The organism is Flavobacterium jejuense (genome assembly GCF_006491595.2).
Taxonomy (GTDB): domain Bacteria; phylum Bacteroidota; class Bacteroidia; order Flavobacteriales; family Flavobacteriaceae; genus Flavobacterium; species Flavobacterium jejuense.
The window spans coordinates 103059-116928 of the sequence record NZ_VEVQ02000001.1; the positions used below are offsets into that span (position 1 = coordinate 103059).

The window sequence follows — 13870 nt, forward strand, 5'->3', positions numbered from 1 at the left end:
AAGAAAAAATAATTCCTACTTTAGAAAAAGGTCACCCCGTTAGTATTTATTTTCAAGAGAATGATTTAATAAATAAGTTAATAAATGAACTAGTAGAATCAGACCCTGAAGATGATTTTCAAAAGTTCTTTAATGTTTTTAACCAATTAGCAACAATTGAAAAACGTTTTGTTCGAAAAGAAAATCAACTTTTTCCTTTCTTAGAAAAATACAATTGGAGCGGACCTTCAAAAAACATGTGGTCTTTTCATGATACTTTAAGGGAACAATTTCGATTATTAAGAGGTTATGTAGCAACAAAAAACTTTGAAAAATTAAAAATAAACTTAGAATATCTTTTAAATGGTATTTATCGATTAATGGAAGTAGAAGAAACAATGTTATTTCCGATGGCATTAAACCTTTTAAAAGAAGAAGATTGGATTACAATGCGAAAAGGAGAAGAAGAAATTGGTTGGATGCTTAAAGAAACACCACCAAATTACCCAGAAAATCAATATGTACATCCTTCGGAAGATTTTACAGAACGGAATTTAGACTTTGCTACAAAAGAGGCTTCTCATTATGATGAAGGATATATGACGATTGAACAAGTTAATTTGCTTTTTAGAACTATGCCTTTAGATATTACTTATGTAGATGAAAATGATAAAGTGATTTTCTATAATCGCGGAGAAGAAAGAGTATTTCCAAGAAGCGCAGGAATTATTGGTAGAGAAGTGAAATTTTGCCACCCACCAAAAAGTGTAGATACGGTTTTGAAAATTTTAGAAGAGTTTAAAAAAGGGAATAAAAATGAAGCTTCGTTTTGGATAAACTATAAAGAACGATTGATTTACATACGCTATTTTGCGGTTAGAGATAATGACAAAACCTATAGAGGTGTAATCGAAATGTCGCAAGATATTACCGATATTAAAAAAATAGAAGGAGAACAACGATTATTAGATTGGAATTAAATTTTTAATACAAGAAGAAAAATGAGTACGAACCTATTAAAAGAAAAGATTCTTCAATTAAAAAAGGAGAAAAATGCGGTTATATTAGCCCATTATTACCAGGAAGAAGCCATACAAGAAATTGCAGATTATGTTGGCGATAGTTTGGGTTTGTCTCAAGAAGCTGTAAATGTTGATGCCGATATTATTTTGTTTGCAGGAGTTCATTTCATGGCGGAGACAGCCAAGATTTTGAATCCAAATAAAAAGGTAATTCTACCCGATTTAAAAGCAGGTTGCTCGTTAGCCGATTCTTGTCCGCCCGATTTATTCAAGGCGTTTAAAGAACAACATCCTAACCATATTGTAATAACCTATGTGAATTGTTCGGCTGAAATTAAAGCGCTTTCAGATATTGTTTGTACGTCTTCCAATGCATTAAAAATTGTGAATTCTGTTCCAAAAGATGCACCTATAATATTTGCACCCGATAAAAATTTAGGTAAGTATATTATGGAACAAACAGGACGAGAAATGGTGTTGTGGGATGGTTCTTGTATTGTACACGAAGCTTTTTCGATTGATAAATTATTAGAATTATACAAACAACATCCAGATGCTGAAATTATTGCGCATCCAGAATCGGAAACACATATTTTAAGAACCGCAAAATACATTGGTTCAACCGCCGGAATGATAAATTATGTAAAAGAGTCATCATCTAATAAGTTTATTGTTGCCACCGAAGCTGGAATTTTATACAAAATGCAACAACAAGTACCCCATAAAACATTGATTCCTGCTCCTTCACACGAAGATAATACGTGCGCTTGCAGTGAATGTGCTTTTATGAAAATGAACACCTTACAGAAGGTTTATGACTGTTTGTTGAATGAATCTCCTGAAATTAAAGTACCATTAGATATTCAAGAAAAAGCACTATTACCAATCAATCGAATGCTCGAATTATCGTAAACATGAGAAAAACCAATTATTTAGTTCTAGGTTCTGGCGTTGCTGGGCTAACTTTTGCAATTAAAATTGCGGAACACTTCCCAAATAAGCTTGTTACAATAGTTACGAAAGCCACCGAAGAAGAATCGAATACAAAATATGCACAAGGTGGTATTGCTGTGGTGATGAATCAAATTGAGGATAATTTTCAAAAACATATTGAAGATACTTTAATTTGTGGAGATGGTTTATGCAATGAAGAAGTTGTAAAAATGGTTGTGACGGAAGGGCCAAAACGAGTACAAGAATTAATAGATTGGGGAACACAGTTTGATAAAAACAGAGAAGGTGCTTTTGATTTAGGAAGAGAAGGCGGACATACAAGTAATCGTGTAATGCATCATAAAGACCAAACTGGTTATGAAATTGAACGTGCAATTTTAGCAAAAGCACATCTTCAAAAAAATATAGAAATTTTAGATTATCACTTTGCTACTGATTTAATTACTAAAAATAATATTTGTTTTGGAGCAACTGTTTTAGATGAAAAAACAAATGAAATTACCTTTTTTCAGTCCGATTTCACTTTACTTGCAACTGGAGGAATTGGTCAGGTTTACGGACATACGACTAACCCAGAAATAGCCACAGGAGACGGAATTGCAATGGCAAAAAGAGCAAACGCTACTATAAAAGACATGGAATTTATTCAATTTCATCCAACAGCTTTATTTAGCAACGACTTAAGCTCTACTTTTTTAATTTCGGAGGCAGTTAGAGGTTTTGGCGCTTATTTGCGTAATAAAGAAGGTCAACGTTTTATGTTAGATTGTGATAAACGTGGTGAATTAGCGTCACGCGATATTGTGTCGCAATGCATTGAAAAAGAGTTGAAAAAATCGGGTAATGAATGTGTGTATTTAGATTGTACGCATTTAGATATAATAGAATTTAAAAAGCATTTTCCAATGATTTATGATCGTTGTAAAGCCATTGGAATTGTAATTGAAAACGATTGGATTCCGGTTATTCCTGCGCAACATTATGTTTGTGGTGGAGTAGAGGTAGACACAAATGGTAAAACTTCTGTTGAAAATTTATTTGCTTGTGGAGAATGTTCGCAAACGGGTTTGCATGGTGCGAATAGATTAGCATCTAATTCATTACTCGAAGCAATTGTGTATTCGGATAGAATTTTTAATTATTTAAAAGAAAACACCATTACAAATTCAATTGAAATTCATTCAATAGAGAAAGACACAAAAAATCAATATTTTGATGAAAATTGTATTGTTTCTACAAGAAAAAAATTGCAAATAATTATGCAAAAAAATGTGAGTATTGTTAGAAATAATTTAGATTTAGTACTAACTAAAAATCAATTAATTTTATGGAAAGAATCAATTGATAGTTTAAAACTAAACTATAAAGTTACTAAGGAAATGTATGAGTTAGAAAACATGATAGATGTTTCCCTTTTAATAGTTTTTCATTCTTTAAAACGAACAGAAAACAAAGGTGGATTTATAAAAAATTAATCCACCGCTTTTTGCATCATCATTTGCGAAATGTTCATTGCACGATTTTTAATTTCATCTGCTTTTTCTCCTTTAAAAAGTGCATCAACTGTAGCATTAAATAATTTATTCCAATGATTGAAATGCTCTTCACTTAATTTACTTTTTTGATTCAACTCCTTATGTTTTATCATTGGGTTTCCTTCAAAATTACCTGTACTGAATAATATATTTTCCCAAAAATCATACATTTTAGGTAGGTGTAAACTCCAATTTACTTTAGCTACATCAGTAAACAAATAACCAATAACGCCATCAGTAATTACAGTATCGTAAAAAGTATTTACCAAGAGAATTATATCGTCTCTGTTTTGAATATCATTTTTCATATATAGATATATTTAAATTTTGGAAATATGGTATTACCATGAAAATCTTTATTAGTGTTATAGAATCATAGCAATTTCATAATGGAATATTATAAGTCTTTATTTTTAAATTTCCAAAGGGATATAAAGTAAGGTATTATAGCCCATAGGCAAAGTAACAAAAAGGATAGAAACAATCCGAGTGAAGTACCAAAAAAATCTTTAAAAATTGCTCCAGTATAGCCCATCATTGCAGACACGTCTAATTGTAATAATATTTGAATGCGTGCCAAATCTATAGGGCTAAATGCCGTAATACCTACCATTGCATTTTCAATTGGATACTCTGAAAATTGAAATAATAAAAATAAAACAATACCATCAAAAAGTAAGGCAAAGTAAAGCCAAGTCATAATGGCAATTCCAATTCCTTTTGCTTTATCACGTGTTATAATGGAACTTAAAAAAGCTAATGCTACAAACACGATTGTTATTAAACTTCCTACTAAAAGCATCATTAAACCTATTGCAGTTGGTGCAAATATTAGTAACGGAATTCCTGCTCCTACGAAGAACGAAATTACCATAGATGAGGAAAGTCCAATAAATAAACTCATCCAAATTTTCACTCTTTTTATGGGTTGACTTAACAAAAGCTCAATAAATTCGGAACTATTATATAAGTAAATGGTTGCAAATAGTATAGAAACTAAAGGAACTGTGAATAATATTACATTCAAAATGGTTAAAATTCCTTTGGACGAATTGTCTTCTAAACTAAAAGAACCCCATGATAATATGGCTAAAATTAAAGTGTAAGCCAATACAATTTTGTTTTTTAGAATATCAGAAAGTATGATTTTTATGATTCTGTTCATGATATCGTTTCGAGTTTCGGGTTTTGAGTTTCGGGTTTCTTCTGTTTCAAAACACTTGCAATGGCTTTTGAAATTTTACTTTCATTAGTTTCTTCTAATAGTGTAGCTACTTTTTTATGAAAATGAACTTCTCCATCTTGCATGAAAATAATTTCAGTGACCAAATCATCTAATTCACTTAACAAATGTGAGGTGATAAGAATTAGTTTCCCTTTCTCCTTTTCCTTGATGATTTTTTCTTTTAAAATTTCCGAAGCTAATGGATCTAAACCTGCTGTTGGCTCATCTAAAATCAAAACTTCTGGATTGAATAAAAAAGCTATTGTAGCACTTACTTTTTGTGTTGTTCCACCAGAAAGTGTTCGCATTTGTTTGTCAAACATTTTTTCTAGTTCAAATGCTTTTATCAAATCTTCATCTAAAGCCTCATTAGAATTTCTAATGATTTTAATCATTTCAATAATTTGTCCGATGGTCATGGTATCAGGATAACGACCTATTTGCGGCATATATCCTATATCATTGCGGTACAAATATTCGTTGGAAATGGATTTTTCGTTAAAATGAATTGTTCCATTATCTGGCAAAACCATACCTAAAACGGCTTTGATTAAGGTTGTTTTTCCGCAACCATTTGGTCCAATTAAGGCTATACATTCACCTTTATTACAAGTAAGATCAACGTTTTTTAGCACTTCTAACTTGCTAAATTTTTTATTTATATTTTGAATTATTATCATATTGGCAAAGACTTCATTAAAGGCTTATTATCTATAAAATTATCGGGTGTAATGCTTGGTAAAACTTTCTCCGATTTATCTAAAAGTGTAATCATAAAACTACGATACAACAACATGGTTGATGGATTACTTTCAGCTAAAACCGCAAATAAACTCAATGGGTGATAAGGTACGTCTCCAAAACCGTTTTTGTCTAAATCGTAGCCTTCATATTTATCCCAATAATTGGAATCAAAATTATTTAGGACTAAACTTCCGTTGGTTCCCATATCGAAAGTATTTCCTATAAAGTTATTGTTTACGATTACATTATCATCACAACTAGCTTGAACAACCATTGCCCAACCGTTTTCTTGAAACAAATTGTTTTCAAATTTCATTCTGTTGGAGCCTTCCATATAAATGGCAGTTGTGTTTTTAATAAACTGATTGCCTAAAATATAACCATCGTTTAGTTCTTTTAATAGTATTCCGTAAGCAGATTGCCCCCAATTTTCATCAAATTTATTATTAATCATTTTCACTTCTTTACTATACATTACAGCAACTCCAGCTCCATTGTTTCTGAAAGTATTTGTAATGTAAGAATCGTTGTGCGAAAACATAAAATGCAATCCATAGCGAATATTATTTTGGCTACTATTTCTCCAAATTACCGAATCGTAAACAAATTCGAAATAAATACCATCGCGATGTCCTTGAATGTTATTCCCAATGATTTGAATATCGTTGCTTTTCCAGCAATGTATTCCGTTACCTAGTTTTTGTTCTTCTTTTCCGTAAGCTTTTAAAACATTGTTTTTAATGATGCAGTTTTGTCCATTTTGAATGTAAATTCCGAAAAAATTATCATCTAAAATATTATTTTCAATAAGGATATAATTGTGACTATAAATTTTAATAGCTGCTGGATCTTCCATAGAAGCATAAGAGGAACGAATTAACTTTAACCCTCTAATTACTACACTATCAGCTTTAATAGAAAGGATCTCAAACTTTTTTTGACCGTCTAAAACTGGATAATCTTTTCCTAAAAGGATAATTTTTTTATCTATTATAATATTTCCTTCTTTGTATGTTCCTTTATGGACCAAAATAGTATCTCCAGGTTTTGCTAAAGCAATAGCTCCTTTAATAGATTTGATTTTTTTTGTAGCACCAACTTCTATTTTTTGTCCGTTCACTACAAATGAAAAAAAGCATAAAAAAAGTATGTAATTGATAGTTTTCATTATTATTTTTTGATCACATTCTTCCAATTGATTTCTGTTGCTTCTAATTTATCCATAAAAGCAGTAGCTTCTTCTTGACTTGAAAATGCAGCAATATTTCCTCGCATAGGACTTGAGATTGTTCCTCCTTTTAAATAAAAAGCAGTTTCGGCAGGAATTAATATATTTTCAGCATTGTATTGATTAATAAAATAAGATTTTACTTGCGTTTTGTTTTCATCTACATAACCTGTTAAACAACTTATATCATCGAATTTATAAATTCTACCTTTTGTTGTGATTATTTCTGAACCAAATTTTCCATCGGCAATATTCATTTTACAAAATGCGCATTGGTCTACGTTTAATTTTATAGGTTCTACCTCTTTTTCCTTACAAGAAAGTAACATTAAAAAACTTGCAAGTGCTACTAATGCTACTTTATTTTTTTTCTTAAATTTACTACTTAAGTTAAATTCTTTGAATACAATTATGAATAGTAATAATCCAGCTCCGATTAAGATCAAACCTCCACTATCTGGAATGGAATAAGCACCAAAATTTAATAACTGTTTGTATCCTATAAGTGGTGGTTGATAAGCCATTCCTGGTACAATTATGGCTGCATTTGGATCTAAATTATGTCCGTATTCGTAATTCCATCTGTAAAAATCGATAGCAGCTAAAATTACAAATAAAACAAATAGACCAAACAATACAATAACGCCTTTCTTTTTATTGAGAAATACCAATCCTATCGAAAACATTCCGAAGAAAATCATGATATAAGGCAAGATTTTAAATTCGATAAAGTTTTCTGTGTGTAATGTTGCCATTCCGATGTAGTGGTTTAATCCGTTGATAATTTCTACGTCACCACCAATTTTATTAGCATGTAATTTTAAAACTAAACCTTCTGGATATTGTGGTGCTTCTAACTCAATTTGCCACATTGGAAATAACAATGAAGCAAAAAATAAGACACCTACTATCACAAGCATAACTTTTGATAGAATTGATATTTTAGAAGTGTTCATAACTTTTTGATTTAAATAAAGGGAACAGTAGAAACACTGTTCCCTTTTTAAGTTTATTTATTTAACTGCAGGCATATTAGTTCCAACACTATAAGTAAGAGGTGTTGCACTACCTTTAGGTGATACTCTTACGTAGCCTTGCATTTCTTGGTGAAGTGCACTACAAAAATCGGTACAATAAAACACTGATGTCCCAACTTTTTCTGGAATCCATTTTAAAGTAGAAGTTTCTCCAGGCATGATTAGTAGTTCAGCCGTTTTAGCTCCTTTTACTGAGAACCCGTGAGGCACATCCCAATCCTGCTCCAAGTTGGTTATATGAAAATATACTTCATCTCCAACTCTAATTCCTTCAATATTATCGGGTGCAAAGTGAGAACGTGTAGATGTCATATACACATGAACTTGATTGCCATTTCGCACTACTTTAGACTCTTTTTCACCTTTTGTAACATAAGGGTGTTGGTTTTCTTCAATTTTATAGAATTTAACCTGACCATTATTTCTGATTAAATCGGCTGGAGCTGCTTGTGCATAATGCGGTTCTCCAATAGTTGGGAAATCTAACAATAACTGCATTTTATCTCCTGTAATATCATATAATTGAGCTGATTGCGTTAATTCAGGTCCAGTTGGCAAATATCTATCTTTAGTTATTTTGTTGTATGCAACCATGTATTTACCAAAAGGTTTTTTACTATCACCACCTGGAATCATTAAGTGACCTACTGAATAATATGTAGGAACTCTATCTAAGACCTTCAATGTTTTGATATCCCATTTAACAATTTCAGAAGAAACAAACATAGTTGTATAGGCATTTCCCTTTCCATCAAACTCCGTATGTAAAGGGCCTAAACCTGGTTTTTGAACTTCACCATGTAAAACGGCATCATACTTAAGAACAGGTATTCCGTTATAATCTCCTTCATATGTTTTTTTGTCTATAGCCGCTAACATTTTAGTATAACTAAATACAGGTATTAAAGCCGCTAATTTTCCACTACCTGCAATATACTCACCTGATGGGTCAACATCACATCCATGCGGTGACTTTGGACAAGGAATCATGTAGCAAATATCTTTAAGTTCCATTGCATCAAGAACTAAAACATCTTCTTTCATTTCTGAAACTGCAGAATGTGTTTTTTCATCCCAATAGTTATGCGCATATTTAGCTTTTTCTTTTTTCCCTTTTCCATCTTTGATATATTCTTCTGCTTTTTTCCAGTTAACAGCCATGATAAAATCTTTATCTTTTTGTGAAGCGTTTACTTCTAAAAGCGTGTTAGCTTGTTCTGAATTATAACAAGAGAAGAAGAACCATCCATGGGATTTACCCTTACCTGCATGCGATAAATCGAAATTTACTGCTGGCAAACGCAATTGGAAAGCAATATCCATTTCACCCTCTTTACCTACTTTTACAAAACTAATATGTGCTTTGTAATTTTCTTTGTACGTATTAATTGGCACATCACCATCTTCATAATCACCTGGCACACCAAAACGTGTTCCAGCAACTACATATTCGGTATTTTCAGTAATAAATGGTGAGGAATGATTACCTGCACTATTGGGTAATTCTATAATCTCTGCCGTTTTAAAACGTTTTAAGTCTAATCTTGCAATACGCGGAGTGTTGTTCCCGTTGATAAAAACCCAACGACCATCTACTTCACCATTTGTTTGAGACATTTCAGGATGGTGGGCATCGTCCCAAGGAATAAACCCATGAGAAGTGTTCAACATTGGTTTTGTTTCTTCACTAAAACCCCAACCACTTTCTGGATCAACAGAAAAAACAGGGATTACTTTTAACATTCTTCCGCTTGGCAAACCGTAAACACTCATTTGTCCACTAAATCCCCCCGAAACAAAGTTATAAAATTCGTCATATTTCCCTGGAGCAACATAAACTTTTGAAGCTGCATCACCGCTTACTGCATTACTAGAATTCTTTGGTTTACAAGAGGCAAAAAAGGCAAAGATTAAAGCGATAACAAAAATTGCTTTTAAAAATCTATTTTTCATATACTTTCGATTTTAAATTATTTATTTTACACCATCGTTTTTACGCATGTACTCTACAATTTCACGAGCTTCTGTATCGCTTAATGACTGATTTGGCATACGTACTAAACACAATTCTAATTGTGCTTGTAATTCTGGGTCTTTATCTATCATTGGATCTGGATTTGTAATAAAGTTCATAATCCATTCAGGTGTCCTACGTTCAGTAACACCTTTCCATCCGGGTCCTACTAAACGTTCGTCGGTCATTTTGTGACAAGAGGTACATTTAACTCCAGCTACTTCTTCCCCTTTAGTTGCCATACTTTGATCTAAAGTGGCACCTAATTCTACATTAGTGTGTTTTCCTTCTCCTCGTTTTGGATCATAAGAGGATGCATCAATTTCGGAAGATTCTTCTACACTAGAAGAGCCTGTAAAGTTTTCACCTCGTTCTGTTTTACTTTTTCCGCAAGAAATAATAAAAACAAATAGTATTGCTAATAAAAATAATCTGTTCATGATTTTTTTAGTTAAAATTAATACTACAAATTTCTAATTTAATTACCTGTTCTAATATGATTGAAATCATATTATAAACTTTTTTCAACTTGTAATTTTGTCCTATAAATAATTTCAAACTATTGTAAAGTTGAAAAATATTGTATTCATAGTTATAACTTTTATTCTATTTAAACCAGTATTTCCTGTTTTAGATTACCTAATTAATTATGACTATATTTCTACACAATTATGCGAAAACACTTTAAAACCAGAATTAAAATGTAATGGTAAATGTCATTTGAAAAAAGAATTAGCTAACGAAGCTAAAAAAGAGAATCCTAATTCAAATGAACATAAAAATAATTCTATAACTTTTGAAGTTTTGTATTGTGAAAACATTTCTTCTTTTATATTTAACCCTATAGTTTATATCGATAAAAAGGTTCAACCTTTATACAATTGCATATACTTTCGATTAAATAGTACTTCTATTTTTCATCCACCTATTTTAGCATAATTATTTTTCTATTTATTGATAATCTTATCAATTTCATCAGTTAATCTTTGACTGATACCAACAACTTATGTCTAAAAATAAATAAAATTCAAAATGAAAATTTTAAAATATACTTTCCTATTTCTATTAGGAACAATGATTTCTTGCTCTTCAGATGACGATAATACAACAACTCCAATAGCTTCTGAGCTAGACGGAATAAACAAAATTCAAGAAATAACAAATGATACTCACGTAATTGAATTATATAGTGCTAATGGTGCTTTGGAGCAAGGTTACAATGCTATATCACTTCGAATCAAAAATAAAACCACAAACGAATACGAAAAAAACGCAACTATTTCTTGGATGCCAGTAATGCACATGGCTATGATGAATCATTCTTGTCCAAAATCGGAAATTGTAAAAACAGCTTCAAAAGAAACATTATACAACGGGTATATTATTTTTCAAATGGCTCAAAATGCTACAGAATATTGGGATTTAAAAGTAGATTACACTATTGCTGACAGTGATTATACAGCTACTGCTGTTGTAAATGTTCCTGCTTCTGCAAAACAAAGCGTAACTTCTTTTATGGGTTCAGATAACAAAAGATATATCATTGCAATGATTGAGCCTAACAATCCTAAAGTTGCTTTGAATGATGTAACATGTGGACTATACAAAATGGAAAACATGATGTCTTTTCCTGTTGTAGATGATTTTAAAATTAAAATTGATCCAAGAATGCCAAGCATGGGAAATCATGGGTCTCCTAATAATGTAGATTTAACACAGTCAACTGATAAATTATACAGAGGGAAACTATCATTAACAATGACTGGTTATTGGAAAATTAATTTACAATTAGTTAATGACTTAAGTGAAGTTTTAAAAGGTGAAACAATCAATGAAACTAATACATCAAGCAGTATTTATTTAGAATTAGAGTTCTAAACAAAATATTAAAAAGGTCAAAACATTATTTTTGGCCTTTTTAGTTTTTCGAATCTTACAATAATTGATTTTCGATTCGTAGAAAATCTTTATCTCAAAAAAATGAAAAATTTATATTTCATTGTTATATCGTTTAGTATTTCTTCCCTTTTTGCCCAAAAAAAAGAAGTAGATTCTTTAAAAAAAATTGATTTAACGGAAGTTATTCTTATTGGTAAACAAGCGCAATTAGAACAAAAACAGTTTAAACCTCTAGCTACGATTGACGAATACCTTCAACAAGCCGGAACAGTCGAAATGATAAAAAGAGGTGGTTATGCTTGGGAACCAAATATCAATAATATGAGTACCGAAAGAACCGTTGTTACTATTGATGGTATGCGAATTTTTGGTGCTTGTACTGATAAAATGGATCCAATTACAGCTTATGTAGAAGTTTCAAATCTTTCGGAAGCTGAAATTTCTTCTGGTCAAAGTGGTAGTTGTCATGGTCCTACTATTGGTGGTTCATTGGATTTAAAAAGAAGTAAAAGTAACTTTGGTACAAAAGGTATTAATGGATATGTCAATTCTGGATATGAGTTTAATAACCAACAAAAAATAATTGGTGGTGCTTTAAATTATTTGAACAGTTTGTTTTTTATAGACAACAATATTATGTTTCGTGATGCAGAAAATTACAAAGCTGGTAATACTAATGAAGTTGCATTTTCGCAATTCAGAAAAATAAATATGTCAAGTACAGCGGGTTATTTATTAAATAAAAATAAATATTTTGAAGGATCTGTTATTTATGACAAAGCATCTGATGTTGGTTATCCTGCTTTACCAATGGATGTTTCTTTAGCGAAAGCTTTAATTACTTCATTAAAATTTGAATATTTACCTTTAAATTCAATTGTAAATAAACTTGAAACCAAAATTTATTACAATACTATAACTCACACAATGGATGATACCAAACGTCCAAATGTCCCTATTCATATGGATATGCCTGGTTGGAGTGATACGTATGGAATGTATTTGAATTTGAATGGAAAATTGAAAAAAAACAACTTTTTAGCTACTTTGAATTCATTTTACAATCGTTCAAAAGCCGAAATGACAATGTATCCAAATGACCCAAACGAAAATATAATGTTTATGTTAACTTGGCCTGATGTTGTTACTTTTTATAACGGAATTTATTTGGATAATACTTATGCCGTTAATACTAATTCAAGTATAAAAATTTCTGCTGGTATTGGAAATCATCTTAATCAAATTAAAAGTATGTTTGGATTAGAAAGTTTGCAAATTTTTTATCCAAATATGGAATCCGAGAAATGCAGAATACTTAAAAGTTTAGCTTCAAATTATAATTGGCAAAAAGAAAACTTTGGCTTTAATTTTGGATTAGCTTATGGAGAAAGAGCTCCATCAATTTCTGAAGCTTATGGATTTTATTTATTTAATAGTTTCGATCGATTTGATTATGTAGGAAATCCTGCTTTAAAAAATGAACAATCTGTTGAAGGTTCTTTTGCTATTAGTTACAAACCTTCAAGATTCAAAACTTCATTGACAACTTCGCATTTTCATATTTCAAATTACATTATTGGAACACCTGATTCTTCAATACTTCCTATGACAATTGGATCAAGTGGTGTAAAGATTTATAATGGTTTAGATTATGCAACATTAATTAAATCGGTTTTTGATTTTGAAACTTATTTGTCAAACGATTTAAAATGGATGAATCAATTGACTTATAGTTATGGAAAAGGAAGTGATAATGAAAATTTGCCTTTTATTAGTCCTTTATCCTATAGTAGCAAATTATTGTTTAAGAAAAATAAATTTAGTTCTGAAATTGCAGTTTTAGGGAATTTAATGCACAATAATTATGCTCCAAAATATGGTGAAATTAAAAAACCTGATTTTGCTATAATAAATTTCACATCCAATTATGCATTTGACATAGATAAAAGCAAACTAAACCTAAAGGTTGGAATTGAAAACATTTTAGATAGTGAATATTCTACTTTTGCTGATTGGAACAATATACCAAGAATGGGAAGAAATATTTTTGTGAGTGTTCTTTATCATATAAATTCGTTTTAGTAAAATATTTATGTTAATAATGACTATTTAAGTCACAACACAAATTGCGAAGTATACGTTTTTTTTGTTGGGGAGGAAGGAATGGTTTATCAGAAAGTGCCAAAAAGTGTGACTGTATTTTTTTAAGAGCATTTGAAAGGTGGTTGTATGT

General features: G+C 30.8%; 13 protein-coding genes. 6 read left to right on the forward strand and 7 right to left on the reverse strand.

What is annotated here, in order from left to right; translation table 11 throughout:
- Positions 1–8 precede the first annotated feature (8 nt).
- From FIA58_RS00440 to nadB, 3 genes are read left to right on the forward strand one after another with little or no spacing between them, the layout of a single operon-like run.
- A complete protein-coding gene (locus FIA58_RS00440) occupies positions 9–959 on the forward strand; it encodes a DUF438 domain-containing protein (RefSeq protein ID WP_394352401.1) in 951 nt (316 codons plus the stop codon).
- A gap of 21 nt (positions 960–980) precedes the next feature.
- Positions 981–1913 (forward strand): quinolinate synthase NadA, encoded by a 933-nt coding sequence (gene nadA / locus FIA58_RS00445; protein WP_140958897.1) that lies wholly within the window; start codon positions 981–983, stop codon positions 1911–1913.
- A gap of 2 nt (positions 1914–1915) precedes the next feature.
- On the forward strand, positions 1916–3430 hold the full coding sequence (nadB, locus tag FIA58_RS00450) for an L-aspartate oxidase (protein ID WP_140958899.1): 1515 nt from the start codon (positions 1916–1918) through the stop codon (positions 3428–3430).
- Here the strand turns inward: nadB and FIA58_RS00455 are convergent.
- From FIA58_RS00455 to FIA58_RS00485, 7 genes are all read right to left on the reverse strand, one after another.
- The gene (locus FIA58_RS00455) at positions 3427–3798 is read right to left on the reverse strand and encodes a group III truncated hemoglobin (RefSeq protein WP_140958901.1); all 372 of its coding nucleotides are present in this window, start codon (positions 3796–3798) and stop codon (positions 3427–3429) included. The genes nadB and FIA58_RS00455 overlap by 4 nt on opposite strands.
- 89 nt (positions 3799–3887) lie before the next feature.
- Complete coding sequence (locus FIA58_RS00460; protein ID WP_140958903.1) at positions 3888–4655, reverse strand: ABC transporter permease subunit; 768 nt, start codon at positions 4653–4655, stop codon at positions 3888–3890.
- Positions 4652–5350 (reverse strand): ABC transporter ATP-binding protein, encoded by a 699-nt coding sequence (locus FIA58_RS00465; RefSeq protein ID WP_317167850.1) that lies wholly within the window; start codon positions 5348–5350, stop codon positions 4652–4654. The genes FIA58_RS00460 and FIA58_RS00465 overlap by 4 nt, the downstream gene beginning before the upstream one ends.
- A 41-nt stretch (positions 5351–5391) precedes the next feature.
- Complete coding sequence (nosD, locus tag FIA58_RS00470; RefSeq protein ID WP_140958907.1) at positions 5392–6627, reverse strand: nitrous oxide reductase family maturation protein NosD; 1236 nt, start codon at positions 6625–6627, stop codon at positions 5392–5394.
- 2 nt (positions 6628–6629) lie between these two features.
- Positions 6630–7643, reverse strand: coding sequence for a nitrous oxide reductase accessory protein NosL (locus FIA58_RS00475; RefSeq protein WP_243754617.1), 1014 nt, complete (start codon positions 7641–7643; stop codon positions 6630–6632).
- A gap of 57 nt (positions 7644–7700) precedes the next feature.
- Positions 7701–9677, reverse strand: coding sequence for a Sec-dependent nitrous-oxide reductase (gene nosZ / locus FIA58_RS00480; RefSeq protein ID WP_140958909.1), 1977 nt, complete (start codon positions 9675–9677; stop codon positions 7701–7703).
- Between the two features lie 21 nt (positions 9678–9698).
- Positions 9699–10178 (reverse strand): c-type cytochrome, encoded by a 480-nt coding sequence (locus tag FIA58_RS00485; RefSeq protein ID WP_140958911.1) that lies wholly within the window; start codon positions 10176–10178, stop codon positions 9699–9701.
- 130 nt (positions 10179–10308) lie between these two features.
- Here FIA58_RS00485 and FIA58_RS00490 point away from each other — a divergent pair, with 130 nt between their 5' ends.
- From FIA58_RS00490 to FIA58_RS00500, 3 genes are all read left to right on the forward strand, one after another.
- The gene (locus FIA58_RS00490) at positions 10309–10677 is read left to right on the forward strand and encodes a hypothetical protein (protein WP_140958913.1); all 369 of its coding nucleotides are present in this window, start codon (positions 10309–10311) and stop codon (positions 10675–10677) included.
- A 93-nt stretch (positions 10678–10770) separates the two neighbouring features.
- A complete protein-coding gene (locus tag FIA58_RS00495) occupies positions 10771–11616 on the forward strand; it encodes a hypothetical protein (RefSeq protein WP_140958915.1) in 846 nt (281 codons plus the stop codon).
- A gap of 102 nt (positions 11617–11718) precedes the next feature.
- Complete coding sequence (locus FIA58_RS00500; RefSeq protein ID WP_140958917.1) at positions 11719–13719, forward strand: TonB-dependent receptor domain-containing protein; 2001 nt, start codon at positions 11719–11721, stop codon at positions 13717–13719.
- Positions 13720–13870 lie beyond the last annotated feature (151 nt).

What these genes read in the sequence shown, in the direction of transcription:
- FIA58_RS00475 (WP_243754617.1), bottom strand. Translation starts at nt 7,643, where the DNA reads ATGAACACTTCTAAAATATCAATTCTATCAAAAGTTATGCTTGTGATA.
- FIA58_RS00500 (WP_140958917.1), top strand. Translation starts at nt 11,719, where the DNA reads ATGAAAAATTTATATTTCATTGTTATATCGTTTAGTATTTCTTCCCTT.
- FIA58_RS00460 (WP_140958903.1), bottom strand. Translation starts at nt 4,655, where the DNA reads ATGAACAGAATCATAAAAATCATACTTTCTGATATTCTAAAAAACAAA.
- FIA58_RS00455 (WP_140958901.1), bottom strand. Translation starts at nt 3,798, where the DNA reads ATGAAAAATGATATTCAAAACAGAGACGATATAATTCTCTTGGTAAAT.
- nosZ (WP_140958909.1), bottom strand. Translation starts at nt 9,677, where the DNA reads ATGAAAAATAGATTTTTAAAAGCAATTTTTGTTATCGCTTTAATCTTT.
- nosD (WP_140958907.1), bottom strand. Translation starts at nt 6,627, where the DNA reads ATGAAAACTATCAATTACATACTTTTTTTATGCTTTTTTTCATTTGTA.
- nadA (WP_140958897.1), top strand. Translation starts at nt 981, where the DNA reads ATGAGTACGAACCTATTAAAAGAAAAGATTCTTCAATTAAAAAAGGAG.
- nadB (WP_140958899.1), top strand. Translation starts at nt 1,916, where the DNA reads ATGAGAAAAACCAATTATTTAGTTCTAGGTTCTGGCGTTGCTGGGCTA.
- FIA58_RS00485 (WP_140958911.1), bottom strand. Translation starts at nt 10,178, where the DNA reads ATGAACAGATTATTTTTATTAGCAATACTATTTGTTTTTATTATTTCT.
- FIA58_RS00495 (WP_140958915.1), top strand. Translation starts at nt 10,771, where the DNA reads ATGAAAATTTTAAAATATACTTTCCTATTTCTATTAGGAACAATGATT.